Annotated in this window: 23 protein-coding genes; 11 read left to right on the top strand and 12 right to left on the bottom strand. The window is 62.4% G+C overall.

Going from position 1 to position 23,626, the window contains the following annotated elements; translation table 11 throughout:
- Positions 1-20 precede the first annotated feature (20 nt).
- From dctP to H2O77_RS07735, 3 genes are all read right to left on the bottom strand, one after another.
- Positions 21-1,049: a TRAP transporter substrate-binding protein DctP gene (dctP, locus tag H2O77_RS07745; protein WP_215824303.1), complete on the bottom strand. Its 1,029-nt coding sequence runs from the start codon at positions 1,047-1,049 to the stop codon at positions 21-23.
- A gap of 408 nt (positions 1,050-1,457) precedes the next feature.
- Positions 1,458-2,426 carry a LysR family transcriptional regulator gene (locus H2O77_RS07740; RefSeq protein WP_240548750.1) on the bottom strand — a complete coding sequence of 323 codons (969 nt, stop codon included), beginning with the start codon at positions 2,424-2,426 and terminating at the stop codon, positions 1,458-1,460.
- Between the two features lie 114 nt (positions 2,427-2,540).
- The gene (locus H2O77_RS07735) at positions 2,541-2,732 is read right to left on the bottom strand and encodes a hypothetical protein (protein WP_043332127.1); all 192 of its coding nucleotides are present in this window, start codon (positions 2,730-2,732) and stop codon (positions 2,541-2,543) included.
- A gap of 132 nt (positions 2,733-2,864) precedes the next feature.
- Here H2O77_RS07735 and H2O77_RS07730 point away from each other — a divergent pair, with 132 nt between their 5' ends.
- The 7 genes from H2O77_RS07730 (at position 2,865) to H2O77_RS07700 (ending at position 10,274) form a co-directional block, all read left to right on the top strand.
- The gene (locus tag H2O77_RS07730) at positions 2,865-3,767 is read left to right on the top strand and encodes a LysR family transcriptional regulator (RefSeq protein ID WP_064503238.1); all 903 of its coding nucleotides are present in this window, start codon (positions 2,865-2,867) and stop codon (positions 3,765-3,767) included.
- A 176-nt stretch (positions 3,768-3,943) separates the two neighbouring features.
- Complete coding sequence (locus H2O77_RS07725) at positions 3,944-4,744, top strand: putative hydro-lyase (RefSeq protein ID WP_215824302.1); 801 nt, start codon at positions 3,944-3,946, stop codon at positions 4,742-4,744.
- 205 nt (positions 4,745-4,949) lie between these two features.
- Positions 4,950-5,996 (top strand): TRAP transporter substrate-binding protein, encoded by a 1,047-nt coding sequence (locus tag H2O77_RS07720; protein ID WP_043332132.1) that lies wholly within the window; start codon positions 4,950-4,952, stop codon positions 5,994-5,996.
- 206 nt (positions 5,997-6,202) lie between these two features.
- Positions 6,203-6,808 (top strand): TRAP transporter small permease, encoded by a 606-nt coding sequence (locus tag H2O77_RS07715; protein ID WP_043332134.1) that lies wholly within the window; start codon positions 6,203-6,205, stop codon positions 6,806-6,808.
- Positions 6,808-8,088: a TRAP transporter large permease gene (locus tag H2O77_RS07710; protein WP_043332137.1), complete on the top strand. Its 1,281-nt coding sequence runs from the start codon at positions 6,808-6,810 to the stop codon at positions 8,086-8,088. The genes H2O77_RS07715 and H2O77_RS07710 overlap by 1 nt, the downstream gene beginning before the upstream one ends.
- A gap of 114 nt (positions 8,089-8,202) precedes the next feature.
- On the top strand, positions 8,203-8,886 hold the full coding sequence (locus tag H2O77_RS07705; RefSeq protein WP_052384353.1) for a DUF2848 domain-containing protein: 684 nt from the start codon (positions 8,203-8,205) through the stop codon (positions 8,884-8,886).
- Positions 8,883-10,274 (top strand): amidase family protein, encoded by a 1,392-nt coding sequence (locus H2O77_RS07700; protein ID WP_052384354.1) that lies wholly within the window; start codon positions 8,883-8,885, stop codon positions 10,272-10,274. The genes H2O77_RS07705 and H2O77_RS07700 overlap by 4 nt, the downstream gene beginning before the upstream one ends.
- Positions 10,275-10,357: 83 nt before the next feature.
- On the opposite strand, the gene H2O77_RS07695 is transcribed toward H2O77_RS07700, so the two are convergent.
- The 7 genes from H2O77_RS07695 to H2O77_RS07665 all read right to left on the bottom strand — a co-directional run bounded on the left by H2O77_RS07695 (position 10,358) and on the right by H2O77_RS07665 (position 16,197).
- On the bottom strand, positions 10,358-10,786 hold the full coding sequence (locus tag H2O77_RS07695; protein WP_052384355.1) for an RcnB family protein: 429 nt from the start codon (positions 10,784-10,786) through the stop codon (positions 10,358-10,360).
- A 392-nt stretch (positions 10,787-11,178) separates the two neighbouring features.
- A complete protein-coding gene (locus H2O77_RS07690; protein ID WP_043332139.1) occupies positions 11,179-11,616 on the bottom strand; it encodes an RcnB family protein in 438 nt (145 codons plus the stop codon).
- A 235-nt stretch (positions 11,617-11,851) separates the two neighbouring features.
- Complete coding sequence (locus H2O77_RS07685; protein ID WP_043332141.1) at positions 11,852-12,247, bottom strand: VOC family protein; 396 nt, start codon at positions 12,245-12,247, stop codon at positions 11,852-11,854.
- Positions 12,248-12,404: 157 nt separating this feature from the next.
- Positions 12,405-13,418, bottom strand: a complete 1,014-nt coding sequence (locus H2O77_RS07680) for a zinc-binding alcohol dehydrogenase family protein (protein WP_043332145.1) — start codon at positions 13,416-13,418, stop codon at positions 12,405-12,407.
- Between the two features lie 344 nt (positions 13,419-13,762).
- Positions 13,763-14,929 (bottom strand): L-dopachrome tautomerase-related protein, encoded by a 1,167-nt coding sequence (locus tag H2O77_RS07675; protein WP_043332147.1) that lies wholly within the window; start codon positions 14,927-14,929, stop codon positions 13,763-13,765.
- A gap of 138 nt (positions 14,930-15,067) precedes the next feature.
- Positions 15,068-15,796, bottom strand: coding sequence for a glycine betaine ABC transporter substrate-binding protein (locus H2O77_RS07670; protein ID WP_043332337.1), 729 nt, complete (start codon positions 15,794-15,796; stop codon positions 15,068-15,070).
- A gap of 110 nt (positions 15,797-15,906) precedes the next feature.
- Positions 15,907-16,197 (bottom strand): putative quinol monooxygenase, encoded by a 291-nt coding sequence (locus H2O77_RS07665; protein ID WP_043332148.1) that lies wholly within the window; start codon positions 16,195-16,197, stop codon positions 15,907-15,909.
- A gap of 122 nt (positions 16,198-16,319) precedes the next feature.
- Here H2O77_RS07665 and H2O77_RS07660 point away from each other — a divergent pair, with 122 nt between their 5' ends.
- Positions 16,320-17,222 (top strand): LysR family transcriptional regulator, encoded by a 903-nt coding sequence (locus H2O77_RS07660; protein ID WP_043332149.1) that lies wholly within the window; start codon positions 16,320-16,322, stop codon positions 17,220-17,222.
- A 175-nt stretch (positions 17,223-17,397) separates the two neighbouring features.
- Here H2O77_RS07660 and H2O77_RS07655 read toward each other — a convergent pair whose 3' ends face one another.
- The gene (locus H2O77_RS07655) at positions 17,398-18,360 is read right to left on the bottom strand and encodes a LysR family transcriptional regulator (RefSeq protein WP_043332151.1); all 963 of its coding nucleotides are present in this window, start codon (positions 18,358-18,360) and stop codon (positions 17,398-17,400) included.
- 199 nt (positions 18,361-18,559) lie between these two features.
- Between H2O77_RS07655 and H2O77_RS07650 the strand changes: the two genes are divergently transcribed.
- The 3 genes from H2O77_RS07650 to H2O77_RS07640 all read left to right on the top strand — a co-directional run bounded on the left by H2O77_RS07650 (position 18,560) and on the right by H2O77_RS07640 (position 22,080).
- Positions 18,560-19,909: an aspartate aminotransferase family protein gene (locus H2O77_RS07650; protein ID WP_043332339.1), complete on the top strand. Its 1,350-nt coding sequence runs from the start codon at positions 18,560-18,562 to the stop codon at positions 19,907-19,909.
- 142 nt (positions 19,910-20,051) lie between these two features.
- Positions 20,052-21,542 (top strand): CoA-acylating methylmalonate-semialdehyde dehydrogenase, encoded by a 1,491-nt coding sequence (locus H2O77_RS07645; protein ID WP_043332153.1) that lies wholly within the window; start codon positions 20,052-20,054, stop codon positions 21,540-21,542.
- 226 nt (positions 21,543-21,768) lie between these two features.
- Positions 21,769-22,080, top strand: a complete 312-nt coding sequence (locus H2O77_RS07640) for a putative quinol monooxygenase (RefSeq protein ID WP_043332154.1) — start codon at positions 21,769-21,771, stop codon at positions 22,078-22,080.
- Between the two features lie 112 nt (positions 22,081-22,192).
- On the opposite strand, the gene H2O77_RS07635 is transcribed toward H2O77_RS07640, so the two are convergent.
- A complete protein-coding gene (locus H2O77_RS07635; RefSeq protein WP_240548749.1) occupies positions 22,193-23,401 on the bottom strand; it encodes a glutamate carboxypeptidase in 1,209 nt (402 codons plus the stop codon).
- Positions 23,402-23,626: the final 225 nt, after the last annotated feature.

Genomic DNA, 23,626 nt, shown 5'->3' with positions numbered 1-23,626 from the left:
AAGACCATCGCGACAGGCCATCACGAGGACAGGCCGGCATCCTTCATGGCGGTATCAATCAGCTCTGGCGCGATGTCCTGGCTCTTAAGCCACTCGAGATAGGCCGGCTGGCCCTTGCTGCGAAATGCCTCGAGATCAGCCTCACTGGGACGGATCACTTGCATGCCCTGCTCTTCCAGCGAGGCGATGCGTGATTCGACCTGTCTCTGGTTGTCCTGACGGGCCTGGGCATTGGCTTCCTGAACCGCCTCGAGAAGTGCCGTGCGCTCCTCATCCGACAGGCTCTCGAGCAGCTGACCATTGGCGACCAGGAACTGATCGGAATACTGGATGTTGGCCAGTGTCAGGTACTTCTGCACTTCCTGCAGACTGCCCAGCAGGATGTACATCGGCGGGTTCATCTGACCATCCGCCACCCCCGTGCGCAGCGCCATGTAAACCTCCGTCCACGGAATCGGCGTGCCCGAGGCGCCGAAGGCCTCGTAGAGCGCTACCTGACTTGGGTCCATCGCGCGAAAACGCAGGCCTTCGAAATCATCAGGGCTGGTGATTGGGCGCTTGTCGTTGGTGAAGGCCAGAAAGCCCCCTTCCTCCACGACGGCCAGTATCTCGGCGCCATTGGTGCGCTCGCTGAACAGCTGCTGCACCTGCTGCCAGTACTGACCCTCATCGAAGAAACGGCGCGCCTCATCAAAGCCGTCGAACATGAACGGCGTCGCGCTGACATAGACTTCCGGCACGATGGGGGCCATGCCCGCGAAGGAGGCGATGTTCAGGTTCGGGGCGCTGATCACCTGCTCCATGCGCTCCTGCTCCTCGCCCAGCATGCTGTTGGGATAGAGCTTGAGTTCCAGCTCGCCGTCGGTCTTCTCTTCCACCAGGGTCTTCAGATTGCTGGCGAAGACATGCACCGCGTTCTTGTCGGCATCCGGCGCACCGTTGTAGCTGAGGTTGATGGTCTGGGCCTGAACGCTGGCCGCCAGCAGGCTGAGCGCCAGAGTGGAACCGGTGAGCGTCTTGCGCAGCAGAGATGTCTTGGACAAGGACATGTGGATTCCCTTTTGTTGTTGTAAATATTCGTTGTATGCGGCGGGAGTGACGCCGCCTTTGTCAGTGTGGCCCTGCGGCCAGTCAAGGTGAGGGACTTTCGCCTTCACACCTCGAAAGTAGCGTTGCCGCTGTAGACTAATCAATTGCCTGAGTGTTGTTTTTTCGTCCACACCTGAAAAAGCGCCTGAAAAGTGCGCTTCCTGACGACGACTGCCCCGCCAGCATGGGCTGTACGGGGCAGTCGGGACGTTCTGTGACATGCTGCACTGAGAGAGAGAATGGCCAGTGCAATGGGACAGTCATGTGAGGAGATAGAGCTGAACAAGCGCCCGTCAGCACCAATACCCTGGCCTGTGCGTCGAGCGATGCTGCTTGAATATCACGTGGCGAATGGCACTTGTCGAACGTCACTTGCCCAGCAGGCGTGGCGCATCCGCGGTAAAGAATCGCAGGCCCTGCTGAAGATGGGTGACGCAGGCCTCGACGGCGACGGTCATCTCGCGCCCACGCCGCGTACACATCTGCGCACGGGTCGTCGCCAGCGCGGGGTGCTGCATCGGCAGCAGGCAGATATCGCCGCGCCGCAGCTCCTCCACCACGCTCAACTCCGGCATGAAGGTCACGCCGATTCCCGAACGCACGAAATTCTTGAGCACCGACACGGAATTGGTTCGCAACTGCGCGCGCAGCGAAACCCGCTCCTGCTGCGCCGCCTGATTGACCATCTGACGCATGCCGGTGCATTCATCGATCAACGCCAGCGGCCATTGCGCCACCTGCGAAAGCGTCAACGGCTCTGCGATCTCGAGTAGTGGATGCTCCGCCGGCACGATCAGATCCAGCGGCTGGCAGGTCTCCACATGGCAGCAAAGAATCGGATCGACGGGCGGGGCATAGAGCAGCGCGATATCCACCTCGAAGTCGCGCAACAGTTCGGTCGCCTCATTCACCCCCGCCATGCGTACCACGACCTCGATGCCGGGATGACGTGCCATGAAGCTCTGCAACGGCAGCGAGATCAGATCGGCAATGAAGCCTTCGCCCACCGCGATTCTCACCTCACCACTGCGCAGGCCCTGCAAGGCGCTCAGCTGCGAGAGCGCTGCCGCCTCCGCCGCCTGCTGGCGATGAAAGTGATCCAGCAGCAACACCCCGGCCTGGGTGGCGCGCATGCCCGTCTCGCTGCGCTCGCACAGCGCGACACCCACCTCTTCTTCCAGCTGCTTGATCTGGCGGCTCACCGCTGAAGGGTCGAAATTCAGATGTCGCGCCGCTCGGCGCAGTGAGCCCCGGCGGATGATTTCATTCAGCGCCGTCAGCGCCTTGGGATTGAGCATGGAGACAGTACCCGCCAGCAGCAGTGGAGGAAGAGGCAAGACTCGGATCACGCAGGATATCCTTGCAGACCGAGCGACTCCAGAGGCCCATATCGGGAAGCGATCGACAACGAAAAAGGAGCCGCATGAGCGGCTCCTTCTGGTTCGACGTGATCAGCAGTTACCTTTCTTGGCCTGCCCCGGCGGGCAGAAGTCACCGCCTCCACGCTTGTGGTCATGGTGTCCATCACCGATCTCGATGATTGGCTCGGCATCGATCCGCGCCGGTGTATAACTGCACCCTGCCACGAAAAGGGCACTCAGCATCACCAGGCTGACAACTCGCACGCTAGACTTCATCATCATTCCTTTTCATGAAAATACGCATTTCTCGATGCTCCACATCGTACCGGAATGTACGCCATCGAGAACGCAATTTCTCAACGAGTGGTAATGTGAGCCTCAAGCTTGCGGCATCAATCACGACAGGATCTGGCCATGTTCGATTTCAAGGAAGTGGAAGCCTTCGTGTGGATCACGCGCCTGGGGTCGTTCCGGCTGGCCGCTCAGCACCTGCATCTGACCCAGCCCTCGATTTCCGAACGCATCAACAAGCTGGAAACCACGCTGGAGACACGCCTGCTGGAGCGCACTCGCCGACCGGTACAGCCGACGCTCAAGGGGCGCGAATTCTATCGCCACGCCGAGGCGTTGCTGGAGGCGCGCCAGAAAGCGCTGTCCATGATGGAGTTGAATACGCCCTTCCAGGGCGTGCTGCGACTGGGCGTCGTCGAGACCGTCGCGCATAGCTGGCTGCCCGGCTTTCTGGCCGAACTGGCGCGCCGCTATCCGGACCTCACGCTGGAACTCGAGGTCGACAGCTCCCCGGGACTTGCCGCCATGCTCACCGCCGGCGATATCGACCTCGCCTTTCTGATGGGGCCGGTGACGGCAGAGAGCGTGCTCAATCGTTTTCTCTGCAACTACACGATGGGCTTCGTGATCAGCCCCGCGCTGGGCTTCACCGAAGACAATTTCTCGTTGCGGCGCCTGAATTCTCTGCCGCTGATCTCGTTTGCCCGCAACAGCCGCCCCCACCATGAACTTGGCTCCATGCTCCATCAGATGGGGCTGGATGACGTGAAGCTGCATTGCTCAAGCTCGCTGTGGACCATCGTGCGCATGACCCTGGATGGCCTGGGCGTCGGCGCCATCCCGCCACGTATCGTCGCCGAGGAAATCCGCCAGGGCACCCTGCTCAGCCTGCCCTGCGACCTGCCCGAGCTGACCTTCACCGCCTCCTGGCCGACCCATATGGAAAGCGCCCTCGCCGAAGGCGTGTGTGAACTCGCCATCGAGATCGCCCGCCAGGATCAGGAGGCGCATTCACGAATCGCCTGATCTTCCAGGGCTTTCATACCCTGCATAGCCTCCCTTTCGACCAGAATGTCTCTACTGACTCACGCCACATGAAAGGAATTTCCGATGGCTTGACTCGATAAAAATCGATTGGATTTATCCGGGTGCGCTTCTTATGGTGAAGACAGACAACAACAACTTCACAAGAAGCCCCCACGATGCCCCAGACACTTCTCAGTGCCGCGTCGTCCCCCCGCGAGGCGCGCGAGCAGATCCGCAGCGGTCATTGGGCCAGCCACACCAGCGGTATCGCTGCCGGCTACGCCCAGACCAACCTGATCATCCTGCCAGCCGAGGCTGCCGGCGAATTTCTGCAATTCTGCCAGGCCAATCCCAAGGCCTGCCCGCTGCTGGATGTCACGGCCGTCGGTTCTCCCGCCCCGACAGGGCTCGGTGAGAACATCGACCTGCGCCACGACCTGCCGGCCTATCACATCTATCGTCACGGCAAGCTTGAGGAAACGCGCGAGGATATCGCCGCCCTTTGGCAGGACGATTTCGTGGCGTTTTCCATCGGCTGCTCGTTCTCGTTCGAAGAGGCGCTGCTCAACGAGGGTGTCGAGGTTCGCCATACGCGCCTGAAGCGCAACGTGCCGATGTATCGCACCAATATCCCGCTGATCAGTGCCGGGCGTTTCCACGGCAACCTGGTGGTGTCCCTGCGCCCGATGTCGGCGGCGCACGCCATTCGCGCGATCCAGATCACCACCGACATGCCTCGTGTGCACGGTGCCCCCGTCCATCTGGGCGACCCCGCCTTGATCGGTATTTCCGATATCGAAAGCCCCGACTTCGGCGATGCGCCTACGCTTGAGACAGGCGACCTGCCGGTGTTCTGGGCCTGTGGCGTCACGCCACAACTGGCGCTGGAGAATGCCCGACTGCCATTGGCGATCGCGCATAGCCCGGGCCACATGCTGATTACCGACATTCCCAATCATCGTCTCAAGTACGGATGACCTGCTGCCAGGCGTGCTGCCGGGCGTACTGCCGGGCATGAGAGAAATCCGCACTCATCACGCCCGGCGCAGTGCAGGGACGCACCGCGAATCGAAACACAGCACAGCAACGCACAGGACAGCAGCGGGAAAGACACACCCCGCAAAGATGCAGCCAACAAGCTTTTCCGATAACACCAGATGCACAACAACAATGGTGATTCCCATGAAGACACGTTTTGCCCTCTCCGCCCTTGGTCTCGCACTCGCCGCCGCCGGTAGCGCCAATGCTGCCGATACCCTCAACGTGGTAGGCAGCTGGAGCAGCCTGGAGCTCAACCGTCAGTTCGAGAAGCCGTTCTGGAGCGAGACCCTCCCGGCCGCCAGCAGCGGTGAACTCAGCACCCAGGTGACCACCTTCGACCAGATGGGCATCCCCGGCTCCGACGTCTATCGCTATCTGGGCGATGGTGTCTTCGATGTCGGCATGACCGTGGCCGACTACACCGTGTCCGATGCGCCGGAACTCGAAGGGCTGGACCTGCCGATGATGGCCCCCACTGCCGAGGAAGCGCAGCAGGTCGCCGAGGCCTTCCGCCCCCTGGCGGAGTCCACCATGAACAAGCGCTTCAACAGCCACGTGCTGGCCATCGTGCCGTATCCGGCCCAGGTGCTGTTCTGCAACACCCCGATCGAAGGGCTCGATGACCTGCAGGACAAGAAGGTGCGTGCCAGCGGCCGCTCCACCGGTGAGTTCATCGAGGCGCTGGGCGCACAGAGCCTCAACATCGCCTTCAACGAGGTGCCCGGTTCCCTGGAGCGCGGCGTCATCGACTGCGCCGTCACCGGTTCGCTCTCCGGCTACAGCGCCGGCTGGCATGAAGTGTCCAGCCACCTGATGCCGCTGCCGCTGGGTGGCTGGGATTACGTGATCACCGCCATCAATCAGGACAAGTGGCAGGGCCTGGGCGCCGAGACCCAGACCCTGATCCAGCAGCAGGTGGATAGCGAGTTCACCGCGCCGGTGTGGGAAAACGCGCGTGGCGAGACCGCGCGTGGCGTGGCCTGCCTGACCGGTGAAGGCGATTGCCCGCTGGGCAAGAGCGCCGACATGACGCTGGTCGACTTCAGCGATGACGACGCCAAGCGCGCACGTGCGGCGCTCGAAGACACCGTCCTGCCTGCCTGGGCGGCGCGTGTCGATGCCGAGACCCGCAAGACCTGGAACGAGAGCGTCGGCAAGGTCGTCGGCCTGACCGCTAGCGCGGAGTGATCCAACGGCACCTGCTCACCGAAGCCTGTTCGCGAGCAGGTGCCGATAGCCCCGCCCTGTCCCGACGTGGCAGACATGTTCCCCAGAGACGTAGCGCTGAACGACTCGCGCCTGTGTATTCAAGCGCAAGCTTTCAAAAGCAGGCTTCATAAGCAGGCTTTCTCGAGAAAGCGGCCTTCGTTCAGCGCCCCAGCAGGACCCGACTCATGAACTCCTTCCTTCACGCACTCGATGTCCTCGTGTCGCTGACACGCGCGATATCACGCCACGCCGCACGCCTGATGGGCCTGTTGTTGCTGGCCGTCGTGGTCTTCATCGGCGCCGAAATCCTGATGCGCCAACTGTTCAATCATCCGCTGCCCGGCGTGCACGAATATGCCGGATATGTGCTGGCGATGCTCTCGGCGTGGGGCCTTTCCCACACCCTGATGGAGCGCGCCCACATCCGTATCGATGTCGTGCACGGCAAGCTGCCGGCCTTCTCGCGCCACACCCTGGATATCCTCGCGATGCTGGCGCTGAACCTGGTGGCCTGGGTGATTCTGATCAATGCCTGGCCGGTGCTCGGCAAGTCGTTGAGCAACGGCTCCACCGCCAACACCCCGCTGGCGACACCGCTGTGGATTCCGCAGCTGCTGTGGCTGTCCGGTTATGCCTGGTTCGCGATCACCACCAGCGTGCTGGGACTGCGCGTTCTCGTTGCCGCCTGTCTGCGTGACACCACCACGCTCGAGAAACTGGCCGGCCCCGATCACGGAGAAAGCGAAGGGGCTCTGGCCCAGGCTGCCTCCACGACCAAGGAGACTCGCTGATGTTGGGCTTTCTTTCGGTGGGTATCCTCACCCTACTGCTGGCCGGCATTCCCGTTGCGGTCACGCTCTTCCTGCTCGCCTTCGGGATCGACCAGTTCTATTCCTTCTTCCCGCTGACCAAGGCGCTGGGCCAGAACCTGTGGTCTGCCGCGGACTCCTTCCTGCTGATCGCGATTCCGTTGTTCGTGCTGATGGGCGAGATCATCGTGCGCGCCGGCATCGCCGAGAAGGCCTACCGCGCCATGGACCACTGGCTGTCGTGGCTGCCGGGCGGCCTGCTGCACGCCAATATCACCACCTCGGCGCTGTTCTCGGCGACCTCCGGCTCCTCGGTGGCAACGGCGGCGACGGTATCGACCGTGGCACTCCCCCAGGGCAAGAAGCTCGGCTATGACGCCAAGCTGTTCTGCGGCAGCATCGCCGCGGGCGGCACCCTGGGCATCCTGATTCCCCCGTCGATCAACCTGATCGTCTATGGCTTCCTGACCGAGACGTCCATCCCGAAGCTGTTCATGGCCGGCCTCGTGCCGGGCCTCGGCCTGGCGGCGCTGTTCATGCTGGCCTCGCTGCTGCTGTGTGTCTGGAAGCCGTCACTGGGCGGCCCGCGTCAGAGCGCCAGCTGGAGCACCCGCATCAAGAGCCTGTCATTCCTGCTGCCGTTGCTGGTGCTGTTCATCGTCATCGTCGGCTCCATCTATCTGGGCTGGGCGACCCCGACCGAAGCCGCCGCCATCGGTGTGCTGGCCTCGCTGGGCCTCGCCGCCATCAACCGCTCGCTGAATATGGCGATGATCAGCCGCGCGCTGGACGGCACCGTCAAGACCACCTCGATGATCCTGTTCATCATCATGGCGGCCTCCTTCCTCAACTTCGCGCTGGCCTCCTCCGGCATGGTCCAGCAGGTCACCGGCCTGCTCGAAGCCTATGACCTGGGACCCTTCGCGCTTCTGATGGCGGTGATCGCACTGTTCATCGTGCTCGGTTTCTTCATCGAGACCCTGTCGCTGATGGTCATCACCATTCCCATCGTCACTCCGCTGATCGCGGCGGCCGGTTACGACAAGGTATGGTTCGGCATCGTGATGATCCTGTTCGTCGAGCTGGCACTGATCACCCCGCCAGTCGGCCTGAACCTCTACATCGTGCAGGCCTCACGACGTGGTGAAGCCTTCTCGGACGTCATCATCGGCACCCTGCCGTATCTGGGCGCGATGCTGGTGATGGCCGCGCTGCTGGTGGCCTTCCCACAGATCGCGCTGTGGCTGCCTTCGGCGCTGTAAAGCCGCTTTTGCCTGACACCTGCTGGCAAGCCGGCAGGTGTCATTGACGCAACACCGTTCACTCAAGACTTCCTGCACAGAACAACGACAACCCCCGATAACGGAGCGATTCCCATGCTGACCTTTACCCATGACAACGGCGAATTCACCCTTGATGTCCAGCGCGTCGCGATTGCCGGCTGGGCCGGACGCGACCAGGCGGGCGTGCAGCACCATATCGACGAGCTCAAGCTGCTGGGCGTAGCGCCGCCCTCCCAGACCCCGCTGTTCTACCGCGTGACCCGCGAGACCCTGACCCAGGCCTCTCAGGTCGCGATGCTCGGCGGCGAAGGCTCCGGTGAGGTCGAGACCTGTCTGGTCAGCGACGCCGAGGGCACCCTGTGGGTGACGATCGCCTCGGACCACACCGACCGCAAGCTCGAAGCCGTCGGCGTCGCCGAATCCAAGCAGCTGTGCGCCAAGCCGATTGCCCGCCATGCCTGGAAGCTCAGTGAGGTCATCGACCACTGGGACAGCCTCGAGATCGAAAGCGAGATCGAAGACGCCGGCAAGACCGTGCGCTATCAGCAGGGCACCCTCGCCGAGCTGCTGCCGGTCGCCACCCTGATGGAGCGCCTGCCGGCCGGCATCGCCAAGGACGGCAGCCTGGCCCCCAACAGCGTGCTGCTGTGCGGCACCGTGCCGGCGATCGGTGGCATCCGCCCCAGCCCGAGCTTTACCATGCGACTGATCGACCCGCAGACCGGTCGTCGCATCGAGCACCGTTACGAGGTGGAAGAACTTGAGGTGGTGGCATGAGTGATGAGAACAAGCGCCTTGAGCAGGCGCGTGAATTCTGGGCGCGCCCGCCCCGCCAGCGCAGGTTGACGCAATTGCTGGAGGCCTATCAGACAGGCAGTTTCGGCCCCGAGCAGACCGCCACGGTGCTTGCCGAGCGCCATCAGGCCCTGGGTGAGAGCGCCAGCCACAGCATCATCAGCCGCGATGATGCAGGCATGAGCGTGCAGGCCGCCGCTCAGCAGCAACTCAAGGCGGCTGCGACGTCGTTGCCGCTGGGGGGTGTTCCGGTCTCGATCAAGGACCTCTTCGACGAGACCGGCATGACGACGCTGGCAGGCTCGCGGGCACTGGCAGAGAGTCACCCCGCTGATCAGGACGCTGTGGCACTGAGCCGCCTGAAAGCCGCCGGGATCCTGCATGCCGGCCGCACCAGCATGAGCGAGTTCGCGTTCTCTGGCCTGGGCCTGAACCCGCATGTCGGCACGCCGCCCAACCCCTTCGATGGCGAGCGCATCACCGGCGGTTCGACCTCCGGCGGAGCCGCCTCCGTCGCCTTCGGGCTGGCAGCCGCGACCCTGGGCAGCGATACCGGCGGCTCGCTGCGGATTCCGGCGGCCTTCTGTGGCCTGACGGGATTCAAGCCGTCACAGGCCAGCGTGCCGGGAGATGGCGCCTTCCCGCTGTCACCCAGCCTGGACTGCATCGGCCCTATCGCGCCCAGCGTCGCCTGCTGTCGCCGCCTGTGGGAAGTCCTGAGCGGTGAGGCCGCTGACGCGACGCCGCTCACTCGCCCGCTGACGCTGCTGGTGCCGGAGAGCGAGCTGGTCAGTGAAGTGGACGCCGATGTGGCCGCCGACTTCGCCGCCCTGCTGGAACGGCTCGAGGGGCTGGGGGTTCGCCTCCAGCGTGCACCGGTCGAGGCCATCGAGGCCGCTTACGCCATCAATCAGCGCGGCGGCCTGGTCATTCCGGAAGCGGCCGCCGTGCATCACGAACTGCTGGCCGCCCACGAAGCCCAGTATGATCCGCTGATCGCCGAACGCCTGAACGGCGGGCGCGACATCACCTCCAGCGAGTATCTGGCACGCCTGTGGCCGCGCACCGCCATCCAGCAACGCTTCGCTCAGCAGGTGCAGGACGTCGATGCGGTGCTGATGCCGACCGTTGCTATGCGTGCTCCGCGTCGTGACCTGCTGGAGCAGGATGGCGCGCTCTTCGCCCAGCTCAACAAGCGCGCGCTGCGCAACACCAGCGTCTTCAACTACCTGGATGCCAGCTCGATCTCGATTCCGGCGCCAGCAGCGGTGAACGAAGAGCCGCTGGGCCTGATGCTGTCACGCCCTCAGGGCCAGGATGTGGCGCTGCTGCGCGTCGCCCAGGCGCTGGAGACACTGCTCGCGCAATAGTGCTGTGCCGGCCGAGCGCAAAAACGCAAAAGGGGCCTCCATCTGGAGGCCCCTTTTTCATGACTCGGACAGTCTGACTGTCCTCAATGATTGAGAATGATCGCGGTAATGGCACCGCCCGCCACGGCCGCCAGCACATAGCGACCATCGATGTTCAACCAGCGGTGCCCCTGCGGCGGCGCAGACAGCTTGTGAGCACGCCAGTCACTCACCCAGTAACGCTTGTTGGAGTAGTAGCTGCGCGGCACATGGTCGCCGCGACGCCAGTTGTGTGACTTCTGACCTTGATGCCTGGCCTGCGCCTGATGCTTTTGCTGATTATGACGCTGAGACTGGTCGTGACGCGTCTGCTGCTTTTTCTTCTGATGCCCATTGCCGTGGTTGTTGTGCTGGTTGCCTTGGCTATTGTGTTGACCGCCACGATTATCGCGGTCGTTGGGCGATGCCTGCGCCAGCGACGCGGTCATCAGGGTGAAGATCATCATCATTACGGTCAGGGTGCGATTGCGCATGTCTGGCCTCCTCGTCGTACTCGGCATCAAGGAATGCCGAGGCAGTGAATCAGGGATCATGAAACGGGGTCATGAGCCAGAGTTAAGAAACAGTGTTAACAAACGGTGTGAGAGAACACTATCGCCTCGTGTTCGCCACGGCAAGCCAGCACACCAACCTCCACTTTTGCGCACAATTCGCAACGAATTGTCGCCAATTGGCGCATCCTTGTTGCGCAATGACGACATCGAGAAGCAGATATTCGTAATGGCTGATATGACGCGCCATGGCGCGGGGCAAGCATTGATGGCTGCGCATTCCACGGTCGCAAGGGGGTGGGCGCCCCATCAGAGCGTCGCCAGATGAGGACAGCTTGCATCAGAGATAGGTAATGTCATCGCTGCCCGCGGCATCACTGCTCGAGCACGATCTCATCGATGACTTGGCTTTCGGTATTCATCAGCACGAAGGCATTCTTGAGCTGCAGCCAGCGCTGGTTGGCGCCGGGTTCCGAGAGCTTGTGCTGCTGCCAGTTCTCGACCCGAAGGCCATCATCCCGGGCGACAGTGTCCGGCACCTTGCCGCCCCGCTTCCAGACATGTGTCGGCGAAGCCTCTGCCACTGCTTTCTTCTCAGCCAGCTTTTCCTGGTGCTGAATCTTCTTCAATTCCCGCATCTGTTGCGCCTGAACGCGCTGCGCCTTTACCTGACCTTCCAGATCATGATGCTTCTGGCGCAGACGCTCCTCGTCCTTGTCATCATTGCCATCACCCGCCGAGTCAGCCTGCACGAGGCCAGCACCCAGCAACGACAACACCAGGGTCAGTACCGCAAATGACCGCTTCGCCATGTTGGCCTCCTCGGCAGATTGCGTATGCGTGCGCTGTGCTGAGTCCAGCTCAGGCCATCTTGCTGACGGCTGGACACCCTGCGTTCCAGATCGCCATTCCCTACCATCAGCTTATCGCGTCAGCGGCGCAATTTGCGGTTGGATAACGCACGATCTACACGCTTTCCTCAAGTCTGGCAGCCCCTTGGCGCCAGATATGACCTCCTAGCGCCAGATATGACCTCCAAGAGCCAGTTCAGGCCACGGCGCGGCAGGGTGCGGTGGCAAAATCGAGATGCAGATGATTGCCGTCCGGGTCTCGCATGTGCAGTTGCACTAGCCCGCCATCCGCGAGCGCGATCCGCTGATAGTGCGTACGGGACGCCGCCAGACGCGCCTCGAATGCCTCGATATCCGTGGCGGCAAGCGAGAAATGCTCAAGCCGGAGACTGGCATCACTGCTGATCGCTGGCCGGCAACCGATGTCGATGAGATGGATGACCGCCACCTCCCCGGCGTAAAGCCAGGCACCGGCGAAGGGGAAATCGGGTCGCGGCCCGCTGTGCAGCCCCAGCACATCGCCATACCACTGGAGCATGGCACTCAGTTGTCCGGTTCGCAGGTTCACATGATCAAGGCGCTGTATGCCCATGACAGGGTTCCATCATTGTATCAGTCGCCCGGCACTCGCCAGCAGACAAGGCGGCTTGCGAGTGCCGGGTGGCAATGAGAGTGTCTTTCACGAAAAGGAGTGCGACCGGTTGCCCGGCCGCACTCCTTTCACATCACCGCCTCAAAAGTGGCTTCGATCAGAAGCCTTCGAGGACGATCTTGCCCTTGGCCTTGCCGCTTTCCAGCAAGGCATGCGCGCGCTTGAGGTTCTCGGCGTTGATGGTGCCGAAGGTTTCCGTCGCGGTGGAGGTGATTCTGCCAGTGTCCAGCAGTCCCGCCACCTTGGTGAGGATCTCGCCCTGACGCGTGATATCGGCGGTGGTGAACAGTGAACGAGTGAACATCAGCTCCCAATGGATGGAAACGGCCTTGGGCTTGAACGGCACCACATCGAGGGTCTGTGGGTCGTCGATCATGCCGAAACGGCCCTGCGGTGCGATCAATTCGGCGACCTGCGGCGCGTAGTGCTCGGAGAAGTTGGTCGAGAACACGAAGGCCGGTGCACCGATGCCCAGCGCCTCGATCTGCGCCGGCAGCGGCTGGCTGTGGTCGATGACGTGATGCGCGCCCAGTGACTTCACCCACTCGCGGGTCTGGGGACGTGACGCCGTGGCGATGATGGTCAGATCGGTCAGCTCACGCAGCAGCTGGATGGTGATGGAGCCCACGCCACCGGCCCCGCCGATGATCAGGATGGCACGTGCAGCGCCCGGCACCGGCTCGGTGACACGCAGACGATCGAACAGCATCTCGAAGCCGGTCAGCGTGGTCAGCGGCAGCGCAGCCGCCTCATGGGCCGCCACGGATTTGGGCGCATGGCCGACGATGCGCTCATCCACCAGGTGGAATTCGCTGTTGGTGCCGGCGCGGGTGAGATCACCGGCATACCAGACCTTGTCGCCCGGGGCGAAGGCTGTGACCTGGTCACCGATGGCGACGACTTCACCCACGGCGTCCCACCCGATGACGGCAGCTTCGCCGGCGGCCGGATTGCGGCTCTCACGAATCTTGTAATCCACCGGATTCACAGACACCGCGGCAACCTTGACCAGCAGGTCGTGACCGGTGGCGACCGGTGTCTCGAGTTCGATATCGACCAGGGCGTCGTCACGATCAACGGAACCGGCAGCGTAGTAACCAATGGCTTTCATCAGAGTCTCTCCTAAAGATCATGTCAGTCACGGCAGCACTGAATGGCCTTGCCGTGATGCGATGACAGCATGTTAACTCTCTGGCCTTGGCGTAAAAACAGCCCTCACCCGCAAGGTTAATCCGGATAAAGCGGATAATATATGGCGAGTTTGCGTGTTGCGTGCAGGGAGACGCCGACAGGTCATCGGCTTGCGATGCGAGATGCGCCGGCCAGACACAAAAACGACAACGCAGGACGGTCGTGAGACACGTCCTGCGCAGATCACAGGCTAGCGAGGCAGCCATGGCGTCAAGGCAATGAGTTGCCCGAGGACCAAGGCCCAAGGGAGCAAGGGCGCAAGGGTCAGTTGGCGGGTGTCAGCTTGAGCAGGTAGTAATGCTTGTCACTGCCGTCCACGCCCTGATTGAGTGCCGGGTGGGCATTCAACTGGTTGGTGGTGAGGTAGAGGCTGCCATCCGGCGCGAAGGCGAAGCCATCCGGCCAGCGCAGACGCTCGTCATCCTGGGCGATCACCGACATGCCCTCCGGCGATGAGAAGGTCAGTGCGTTGTGCTCCGCATCACCGGCGATGATGCCGCCGCGGCGGCCATCGAAGATGAAGCCATCATTGGGGCGCTTGGGGGCGTAAGGCGTGATGGCGCGAGCCAGTTCCGCCGCCGTGGCAGTGTCATCGGCCAGCTCAGCCGCCGGCAGGCGATAGATCTCACTGCCGTTCACGCCACCGAAATAGACGACGTCATCCGCCGGATCGAAGGCGATGGCGTTCAAGCCCAGGTACCAGGGCTTCGGCTCACCATTCTTGTCGCCCTTGGCCGCCATCAGATGGCCATTGATGACCATGTCGTGTTCCACCGGCATCAGCCTTTCATCGCTCTGCAGCACGCGACGCGTCTTGCCGCTGGCGATATCCACCACCACGAAGGCCGGTTTCATGCTGGAGGCAGGCGCGGTAAAGGTCATGTCAGCGATATAGATCTTGCCGCGCTGCTCATCGATGACGAAATCCTGCAGGAAGGAGATCGGCAGTACGCTGTCACCGGCAAGTGAAATCACCTGCTTGAGCGAATCACTGCGGGTATCCCAGCCCACCAGCTTGGGCGCACTGTCCTGGCTGCCCATGTCGAGCATCCACACCACGCCCTGACTGTCAGAGTGCACGCCGATGATCGAGGCGATGCCGACTTCGCCCATTTCCGGGCCATCGGCCCAGTCCAGGTTCGGGAACGGCACACGCTTGCCGTCCTGGGTGATCTCGACCACGCGCAGTGCCGGTGCATCGAGAGGCTGCTGGGACATGATCAAGCGGCCATCCGGCGTGAAGGTGATGTTGCCGGGGCGGGTGTCCGAATATTCGGCGACGGTGGTCAGCGTGCCGTCGCGCAGGGAGGCGGCTTGCGCATTCTGGGGGGGCACGGCCGTGCTGTCAGCGGCCGCCTGAGTGGCGCCGGCGACAGTGGCAACGCCCAGCGAGGCGATGAGAATGGCAGTCTTGAGGCGAGAAAACGGCATGGGGACTCCTTGCCCGCCGGTTGGCGCTGTGCGCTGCACCGGCAGGGTCGATGATGATGAGATGAAGAGACTGGGCGGTGACGTGGCCATCGCCCGGGGTTAGTCGAGATTCAGGCGAGATAAATCAGGTGCGACGCATCAGGCGCGGCGACGCAGGTCGTCTTCCAGTTCGCTCAAGCGAGGATTGCCGATGTAGAGCTGAGAGAGGTCCTTGAGGGCCGCGGCGCCGATGCGCAGGCGAGCCTCCTTGCGCACCACCAGCGTGGCGTCATCCCGGGTACCCAGCAGCCCCTTGGGCTCCTTGAGGGCGCGAATCCGGTAGCGGTGATGCAGAAACTGCGGATGCCACAGCGGCACCACGACCCAACGTCCCTGCGCCACCGCCGCTTCGTAACGATCGAAACAGTCCGCTTCGCTGCCGGTGCGGAAGACATACCCGGCGGCGTCCAGACCATATTGCTTGATCATCTCGGCCGAGAAGCGACTGATGCCGGCCCCCGGATTGATGCCCTGGATGATCAGCTCCAGCTTGCTGAGCGCCGGTTCCCGCAGCAGGTCCGTGACGCTTGCCACCGCGCTTTGTGGCACGTAATCCGGCACTCCCCAGATGCAATACGGCTCATAGATGACGGCGAGCTTGTCGACGTCATCCAGCATGGGGGCCAGGTAGGCCTCATGACTCGACGGCAACCAGGCGGAGGCCAGAATGTCGACCTCCCCTCGCCCCAGCATCGCGAAGGCCTCTTCGTGGGGAGCAGAGGCGAAGGTCACCTCATGGCCGTGGCTCTCCAGAACACGCGCCACTTCCCGAGCACTGGCCTCATGGAAGGACAACGCGATATGGCCGATACGGATGGGGTCTGTCATGACTGCCTCGAGTGGGTTGTTGAAGGAGAAAGAAAGCGAGCAGGCCTGCATGGCCGCAGTGGTAAGCCAGGGCCCATATCCAGGGCCATATCCAAGGCCCAGGCCCGCCCTCAGTCGAAGGCCGTCATTTCATGCAGGGTGAATTCGCTGACCGCGCCTTCGGTCGCTGCCACATACTCTTCCAGGTGCGGGGCCTGCATGTGCTGCTGCCAGAGCTCCCGCGAGGCCCAATTCTCATGAAAGGTGAAGTGCGCCGGGTTATCGTTGTTCTGGTGCAGGGTGTAGCCAAGGCAGCCTTCCTCGGCACGGGTGATCGGCACCAGTGCCAGAAGCGCTGCTTTGACCTGCTCGATCTGGTCCGGCTTGGCATGGATATTGGCGATGATGGTCAGCTGGGTCATGAAAGGCACTCCGTGGCGTGATCGGGAAGCTTGAGTTGCGCAAGCGATGTGGTCATCCTAGCCACAAGCCTCATCCGTATAAACATCCAACTTACGCAAAGATAATTCGGAAAAACCGTACAATGCTGCTGGATAATATCGCCCTGTTCCTGACCATCATCGAGAAAGGCAGTCTGACCGCCGCAGGACGCGAGACGGGGCTGTCGCCCACCACCGTGTCCGAGCGCCTCGCCGCGCTGGAAGCCCATTACGGGGTGGTGCTGCTCAACCGCACCACGCGCGCCATCAGCCTGACCGAAGAAGGCCGGACACTGATGGAAGAAGCTCGCGGCCTGCTCGACAGCGTCTCGGAACTGGAGACCCGCATCCGCCTGGGCGCCCAGACTCTCACCGGCCGCATTCGCGTCAGTGCGCCGAGCGACCTGGGCCGCAATGCCCTGTCACGCGCCATCACCGAATTCCAGCATCTGCACCCCACCATCGAGATAGAACTGCTGCTGTCAGACAGCTACGTGGATATCGTCGGCCAGGGGATCGATCTTGCCCTGCGCTTCGGCACCATCATGGACAGTACGCTGCGCGTGCGGCATCTGGGCCAGAAACGCCGCCTGCTATGCGCCTCCCCCGCCTATCTGGCGCAGCATCCTGCGCCGCTGACGCCGGTGGACCTCAAGCACCACAACTGCCTGGTGATGCGCTTCGGCAAGAGCCTCGACAACGAGTGGCGCTTCGGCAGCCACAAGGTGCCGCAGATCGTCACCGTCAGTGGCAACCGGATCGCCAATGACGGCGAACTGGTGCGCCAGTGGTGCCTGGAAGGGTTGGGCATCGCCCTGAAATCGGAAGTCGATGTGAAGGAGGATCTGCGTGCGGGTCGCCTGATCGAACTGCTGCCGGAACATGCCGCGCCGCCCTCGCCGCTGCAGCTGCTGTTTCCGCCGGCGCGCGCCCAACCTCGTCGCGTGCAGGCATTTGCCCAGCACCTGGTCGAGACCTTCAGCGAATCACTATCGCATCCGCAATAGCCTGAAACGCAAAAGCCCCCGGCAACCAAAGGCTGCGGGGGGAGCTTTCATCATCCGGCACCCTACACTAGCCACCGTCTCCTTAAGAGCGTATAGCTGCTTCCACCCGCCAGCTGGGCGACTTCTCTGACCCCGACACGCTTGGACTTGTTCGTAGCTTACTCTCCCTCGCCGACTACACTCTTCGAGCTGGTTTCGCTTGGCGCAGGGTATCCAGCTCCTTCAGATAACGCTCCAGCACCAGATTGGGTGGGCGGCTCTTGCGCGTGATGGCGCTGTAATAGGTGACATAGGAGTTGGCCACCGGGCTGAGCGCCTGCATCTGGCCATCGCGCACCCAGCGCTCGGCATAGTGGGTGGGCAGATAGCCGAGATAGCGCCCGGAAAGCACCAGGAAGGCGATGCCCTCGCGGTCAGTCGCGGAGGCGGCGGCCTTGAGCGGCTCATGCAGCGCCTTGATCGCAGGCGTCTGGGCGTAGGCCGGCAGCACCGCATCATGCTGGCGAATCTCTTCCTCGCCCACCGGACGTCCCCGCGCGAGGGTATCGCCCGCGCGGGGTTCACGAAACAGCACATGGCCCCGTGCGCAGTAAAGGCAGGAGGTTTCCTCGTAGAGCGAGCGATACTCGAGCCCCGGCAGCGTCTTGAGCGTCGGGATCACCCCGGTATGCAGACGGCCATCCAGCACGGCGCGCTCGATCTCGTTGGGGGGAATCATGCGGATGTTGATCATCACCTCCGGGCCGTGACCCTTCAGCGCACTCAGCGCATCCGTGATGTGCATCTCGGGCATGGTGACCAGATTGTCGGTGATGCCGATGTTCAGCTCACCCTTGAGCCAGGCATGCAGACCATTGATGCGTGTGCGAAAGCCCTCTGCCGCCGCCAGCATCTGCATCGCGGCCTCGTGGACTTCCCGCCCCTCATTGGTGAGAGCAAACCCGCTGCGCCCGCGCTGACAGAGCTTGAGGCCCAGCCGCGTCTCCAGGTCACTCATCGCCATGCTGATGGCGGAGCGACTGATGTTGAGCTCGATCTCGGCCGCTGAGAAGCCACCACACTCCACCACCTTGCGAAAGATACGCAGCAGACGCAGGTCGGTATCGCCGAGCTGCCCCCGCATGACCTCGCCTCGCATAGGCCCGCGCCTCCTGTTATTGAACGGTTCCGCGACAGACGGCGCCTGACTGCGCCGAGATGGCGTAGCGAACGCCAGCGGAAAGTTAAGTAAATGCTTTCCTGAAGGTAAAGACAATGGCATTTATCTTACCAAAAGGACTTCCTAATCTAGTTGGACAGGAGCCGAGAACCAACAACAACACTCTGTGGGAGACATCATGACCGCCTTCGATACATCCCCTTCCGCCCAGGCAGGCTTGAGCCAGGAGCAGCTCGATGCCTACTGGATGCCCTACACGGCCAACCGCCAGTTCAAGCAGGACCCGCGCATCATCACCAAGGCGCAGGGGGCCTACTTCACGGACTCCCAGGGCCGTCAGATCTTCGATGGCCTGTCGGGTCTCTGGACCTGCGGTGCCGGCCATTGCCGCCCGGAAATCGCCGAGGCGGTCAGTGCGCAGCTGCGCGAGCTGGATTACGCGCCCGCCTTCCAGTACGGCCATCCCAAGGCCTTCGAGCTGGCGCATCGCATCAAGACGCTGATGCCTGAGGGGCTGGATCACGTCTTCTTCACCGGCTCCGGCTCCGAGAGTGCCGACACCTCACTGAAAATCGCGCGTGCCTACTGGCGCAAGAAAGGCAAGCCGACCAAGACCAAGCTGATCGGACGCAGCAAGGGCTATCACGGCGTCAACTTCGGGGGCTTCAGTGTCGGTGGCATCGGGGCCAACCGCTCGCTCTACGGTCAGGGGGTCGATGCCGATCACCTGCCGCATACCCTGCTCAAGGAAAATGTCTTCACGCCCGGCATGCCCAGGACCGGTGCCGAGCGCGCCGATGAGCTGCTGGAGCTGATCGCGCTGCATGATGCCTCCAATATCGCCGCCGTCATCGTCGAGCCGATGGCAGGCTCCGCCGGCGTGCTGCCACCGCCAGTAGGCTATCTCAAGCGCCTTCGCGAGATATGCGACCAGCACGACATCCTGTTGATCTTCGATGAGGTCATCACCGGCTTCGGACGCATGGGCGCCATGAGTGGCGCCGAGGAATTCGGGGTCACGCCGGACATCCTCAACGTCGCCAAGCAGATCACCAATGGCGCGGTGCCGATGGGCGCCGTGGTCGTCAAGGGCGACATCTACCAGACCTTCATGGACAACGGCGGCCCCGACTACATGATGGAGATTCCCCACGGCTACACCTACTCCGGTCACCCGGTGGCGTGTGCCGCGGCGCTGGCAGCCCTCGACGTGCTCGAGAACGACCAGCTCATCTCCCGTGTCCGCGAGCTGAGTCCGGTGTTCGAGAAGAAGCTGCACGAGCTCAAGGGCACGCGCTACATCAGCGACATCCGCAACTACGGTCTGGCCGGTGCCCTGCAGGTCGAGGCCTATCCCGGCGAGCCGGCGCGGCGCCCGTATGAGATTGCCATGCACTGCTGGAAGGCCGGTTTCTATGTCCGTTACGGCGGCGACACCATCCAGCTGGGCCTGCCGTTCATCACCGAACACGACGAGCTGGACCGTCTGATCAATGCCCTCGGCGATGCCTTCGCCGCCCAGGACTGACGCTCGAAGCTCAAGGCTGACGGTCGACGCTCAAGGCTGACCATCGACGTTCAAGACTGACCATCAACATTCAGAACTGACGATCAACACCACTTCATTCATCGCCATTCATTTCACAAGTCATCTCAGGGAGACCCACCCAATGAAGACGCTCGGACACCTCATCAACGGCAACATCGATCACAGCGAAGGCCGTACCCAGGACATCTTCAATCCCTCCACCGGCGAAGTCGGCGGTCAGGTGCGCCTGGCCAGCAAGGCGACGGTCGAGGAAGCCATCGCGGCCGCCGAGGCCGCCTTCCCGGAGTGGCGCAACACGCCGCCGATCAAGCGCGCCCGAGTGATGTTCCGCTTCAAGCAGCTGCTGGAAGAACATGCCGACGAGATCGCCCGCCTGATCGGTCAGGAGCACGGCAAGATCTGTCACGATGCGCTGGGCGAATTGCAGCGCGGCATCGAGAATGTCGAATATGCCTGCAGCGCCCCGGAACTGCTCAAGGGCGAGCACAGCCGCAATACCGGCCCGGGCATCGATTCCTGGAGTGAATTCCAGCCGCTGGGCGTGGTTGCCGGCATCACGCCGTTCAACTTCCCGGCCATGGTGCCGCTGTGGATGTACCCGATGGCGATCGCCTGCGGCAATACCTTCGTCCTCAAGCCCTCCGAGCGCGACCCGACCTCCACGCTGTTCATCGCCGAGCTGCTGATGGAGGCCGGTCTGCCGGCCGGCGTCATGAATGTCGTCAATGGCGACAAGGAAGCCGTCGATACGCTGCTGGACGACCCGCGCATTCAGGCGGTCAGCTTCGTCGGCTCCACCCCGATCGCTGAATACATCTACAGCCGCGCCGCAGCCAACGGCAAACGCTGTCAGGCCCTCGGTGGCGCCAAGAACCACGCCATCGTGATGCCGGACGCCGACATGGAATACGTGGCCAACTCACTGAATGGCGCCGCCTTCGGCTCCTCCGGTGAGCGCTGCATGGCACTGTCCGTCGCGGTGGCCGTGGGCGATGACGCCGCCGACAAGCTGATCGCGCAGATGAAGCAGCAGATGGAAGGCCTCAAGGTCGGCATCTACAGCGACAAGGGCAATGATTTCGGCCCGCTGATCACCGCGGCCCATCGTGACAAGGTGGTCGGCTACATCGACAGCGCCGAGCAGCAAGGCGCGACGGTGGTGGTCGATGGCCGCAATCCGCAGGTCGAAGGCGGCGAGAACGGCTTCTTCGTCGGCGGCACCCTGATCGATGGCGTCACCCCGGAGATGACCTGCTACCAGGAAGAGATCTTCGGCCCGGTGCTGCTGGTCGTGCGCGCCGATTCGATGGAAGCCGCCATGCAGCTGATCAATGATCACGAATACGGCAACGGCACCTGCATCTACACCCGTGATGGCGAAGCCGCCCGCTACTTCAGTGATCACATCCAGGTCGGCATGGTCGGCATCAACGTGCCGCTGCCGGTACCGGTTGCCTATCACAGCTTCGGCGGCTGGAAGCGCTCGCTGTTCGGCGATCTGTCCGCCTACGGCCCGGATGCGGTGCGCTTCTACACTCGCCGCAAGACCATCACCCAGCGCTGGCCTTCCGCCGGTCTGCGTGAAGGCGCCCAGTTCGCCTTCCCGTCCTGATCCATCGCCTTCGCTTTCTGATCCATCACGAACGCGGATCATCGTCTGATGACAACTGCGCCGGACAGCCCTGCTGTCCGGCGCTTTCATGTGCTAATCATGCAGGGTCATGCCGGCAGTCAGCCCCTGCCCCTTGCAGTGGCCAGAAACGGCTCCACATAGTCAGGACATCTCATCACGAGAATCCCGACAACATCGGCGGTCAGCACCGTCACAAGGAGCCAAGATGATCTGGGTAATCGCCACCGTTACCGCCAAGGAAGGCCACGTTCAGGATGTCTTCAATGAACTCTGCGCCGTCGCGCCCACCGTGCGCGAGGAAGATGGCTGCCACGCCTACCACCCGTGCCTGGACTCCGAACGCGCCGCCGACAAGGACAACGACCCACGCCCCGACACCATCACCGTGGTGGAAGCCTGGGAATCCCACGATGCGCTGCAGGCCCACCGTGAGACCGAACACATGCAGCGCTTCCGCGACAACGCCGGTGACTGGATCGCCGATGGCGATATCCGCATCCTGAGCCCGGCGGGCTGATAGACAGAACAGCATTGGGAAAGACCCAAAAAAGCCCGACCTCCAGGAGGCCGGGCTTTTTTATCGGGCTTGCTGTCATGACGGCATATCATTTACCGCTACAACCCCGGTTTCACTCCTGCGGCTGATCCTCGGACAATTGCATGATCATGCGCGTCGTCAGGTAAAGGCGTGGCACGACGCTATCGACCAGCACGAACTCCTGATCGCTGTGATAGCCGCCGCCGACGAGACCCAGGGATTCGAGCACTGCCGGTTTATCGGAATCTGCATGATAGGCGTAGGCTGCATCGGTGCCGCCACCGATCTCGACCGCTTGCAGTGTCTGCCCCAACTCTTGATAGATCTTCTGGGCCTGCTCGGCCAGCTGCTGACTCTGCGGATTGTCAGGCAGCGGCGGACGCCCCTTCTCGAGGTGGAACTCCACTTCGGTATCATCGATCAACTGGTTCTTCGTGATGGCCTGCGCTTCTTCCAGGACACGCTGATACTCGCTGCTATCGAAGTAGCGCATATCACCTTCCGCCCTGGCATGCTCCGGAATCACGTTGCGCTTGACGCCGCCCTCGACGATCGTCCAGTTGAGCGTCGTCTCCTTGTCCGCATCATCAAGCTCATTCAACTGCAGCAGCTGATGAGACAGCTCCATGATGGCGTTGCGCCCTTCCTCTGGTGCGCCACCGGCATGGGAGGCACGGCCCTTCACCTCGAGAAACGCATAGTTGATGCCCTTGGTGACGACGGTGACGGCATCAACTCCCGGGTCAGCGAAGGTAGGCTCGAATACCAGCACGGCATCCTGATCTGCCGATAGCTCATGAATCAGGTCATGCGAGCCAGGCGAGCCCTTCTCCTCATCAGGATTGAAGACAACCGTCACCTGGCCATAGTCATCAAACCCGAGCGACTTCAGCGCCTCGAGACTGTGCAGAATAACGGCTGCGCCACCCTTGGCATCGCCCACGCCCGGGCCATAGGCACGCCCATCCTCGATACGGAAGGCACGCTCCGTGGCGGCGCCTTCATCGAAGACGGTGTCGTAGTGAATCATCAACATTATCTTGCGACTGCCATCTCCCTGCAGGCGACCGACAATCGTATTGCCGCCATAGGTCTTGGCAGGGTGCGTTTCCACCTGTGCGCCAAGCGCTTCGAGATGCTGGGTCAGCATTGCCTCAACGTCATTCAAGCCTTCACGGTAGCCCGTTCCCGAATCCAAGTTGACCAGTGATTCCAGCGTCTCCAGCAGAGGTGCTCGCTGTTGCTCGACGGCATCCTGCACATCCTGATAGTCCGCCGCTTGCGCACTGGCACTGCACATACCGCATGCCAAACCCACCGCCAACATCGGAAGCCGCATTTTCCACCTCTAATATTTTTATATAAGGAATAACGAAGGTAAGGCGGATATCAGGCAAACGCAAACGCGAGGCCTACCGGGAAATTTTTTCTGCTAGCAGCTTTACCTGCCGTCCACCATTGAACACAGGTGCACTTCATCTGATCTGCGTCTCGTGAATGTGCAGCACTCGCAGGGATTATCGGT

The sequence above is a fragment of the Cobetia sp. 4B genome (assembly GCF_018831605.1).
In the GTDB taxonomy this organism is placed as follows: domain Bacteria; phylum Pseudomonadota; class Gammaproteobacteria; order Pseudomonadales; family Halomonadaceae; genus Cobetia; species Cobetia amphilecti.
Note: the sequence above shows the minus strand (reverse complement) of the source record. Positions and strands in the feature narration are given on the sequence as shown.

What these genes read in the sequence shown, in the direction of transcription:
- H2O77_RS07710 (WP_043332137.1), top strand. Translation starts at nt 6,808, where the DNA reads ATGTTGGGCTTTCTTTCGGTGGGTATCCTCACCCTACTGCTGGCCGGC.
- H2O77_RS07690 (WP_043332139.1), bottom strand. Translation starts at nt 11,616, where the DNA reads ATGGCGAAGCGGTCATTTGCGGTACTGACCCTGGTGTTGTCGTTGCTG.
- H2O77_RS07715 (WP_043332134.1), top strand. Translation starts at nt 6,203, where the DNA reads ATGAACTCCTTCCTTCACGCACTCGATGTCCTCGTGTCGCTGACACGC.
- H2O77_RS07680 (WP_043332145.1), bottom strand. Translation starts at nt 13,418, where the DNA reads ATGAAAGCCATTGGTTACTACGCTGCCGGTTCCGTTGATCGTGACGAC.
- H2O77_RS07665 (WP_043332148.1), bottom strand. Translation starts at nt 16,197, where the DNA reads ATGACCCAGCTGACCATCATCGCCAATATCCATGCCAAGCCGGACCAG.
- H2O77_RS07655 (WP_043332151.1), bottom strand. Translation starts at nt 18,360, where the DNA reads ATGCGAGGCGAGGTCATGCGGGGGCAGCTCGGCGATACCGACCTGCGT.
- H2O77_RS07730 (WP_064503238.1), top strand. Translation starts at nt 2,865, where the DNA reads ATGTTCGATTTCAAGGAAGTGGAAGCCTTCGTGTGGATCACGCGCCTG.
- H2O77_RS07650 (WP_043332339.1), top strand. Translation starts at nt 18,560, where the DNA reads ATGACCGCCTTCGATACATCCCCTTCCGCCCAGGCAGGCTTGAGCCAG.
- H2O77_RS07720 (WP_043332132.1), top strand. Translation starts at nt 4,950, where the DNA reads ATGAAGACACGTTTTGCCCTCTCCGCCCTTGGTCTCGCACTCGCCGCC.
- H2O77_RS07660 (WP_043332149.1), top strand. Translation starts at nt 16,320, where the DNA reads ATGCTGCTGGATAATATCGCCCTGTTCCTGACCATCATCGAGAAAGGC.
- H2O77_RS07670 (WP_043332337.1), bottom strand. Translation starts at nt 15,796, where the DNA reads ATGACAGACCCCATCCGTATCGGCCATATCGCGTTGTCCTTCCATGAG.
- H2O77_RS07685 (WP_043332141.1), bottom strand. Translation starts at nt 12,247, where the DNA reads ATGGGCATACAGCGCCTTGATCATGTGAACCTGCGAACCGGACAACTG.
- H2O77_RS07695 (WP_052384355.1), bottom strand. Translation starts at nt 10,786, where the DNA reads ATGCGCAATCGCACCCTGACCGTAATGATGATGATCTTCACCCTGATG.
- H2O77_RS07705 (WP_052384353.1), top strand. Translation starts at nt 8,203, where the DNA reads ATGCTGACCTTTACCCATGACAACGGCGAATTCACCCTTGATGTCCAG.
- H2O77_RS07635 (WP_240548749.1), bottom strand. Translation starts at nt 23,401, where the DNA reads ATGTGCAGTGCCAGTGCGCAAGCGGCGGACTATCAGGATGTGCAGGAT.
- H2O77_RS07675 (WP_043332147.1), bottom strand. Translation starts at nt 14,929, where the DNA reads ATGCCGTTTTCTCGCCTCAAGACTGCCATTCTCATCGCCTCGCTGGGC.
- H2O77_RS07700 (WP_052384354.1), top strand. Translation starts at nt 8,883, where the DNA reads ATGAGTGATGAGAACAAGCGCCTTGAGCAGGCGCGTGAATTCTGGGCG.
- H2O77_RS07725 (WP_215824302.1), top strand. Translation starts at nt 3,944, where the DNA reads ATGCCCCAGACACTTCTCAGTGCCGCGTCGTCCCCCCGCGAGGCGCGC.
- dctP (WP_215824303.1), bottom strand. Translation starts at nt 1,049, where the DNA reads ATGTCCTTGTCCAAGACATCTCTGCTGCGCAAGACGCTCACCGGTTCC.
- H2O77_RS07645 (WP_043332153.1), top strand. Translation starts at nt 20,052, where the DNA reads ATGAAGACGCTCGGACACCTCATCAACGGCAACATCGATCACAGCGAA.
- H2O77_RS07735 (WP_043332127.1), bottom strand. Translation starts at nt 2,732, where the DNA reads ATGATGATGAAGTCTAGCGTGCGAGTTGTCAGCCTGGTGATGCTGAGT.
- H2O77_RS07640 (WP_043332154.1), top strand. Translation starts at nt 21,769, where the DNA reads ATGATCTGGGTAATCGCCACCGTTACCGCCAAGGAAGGCCACGTTCAG.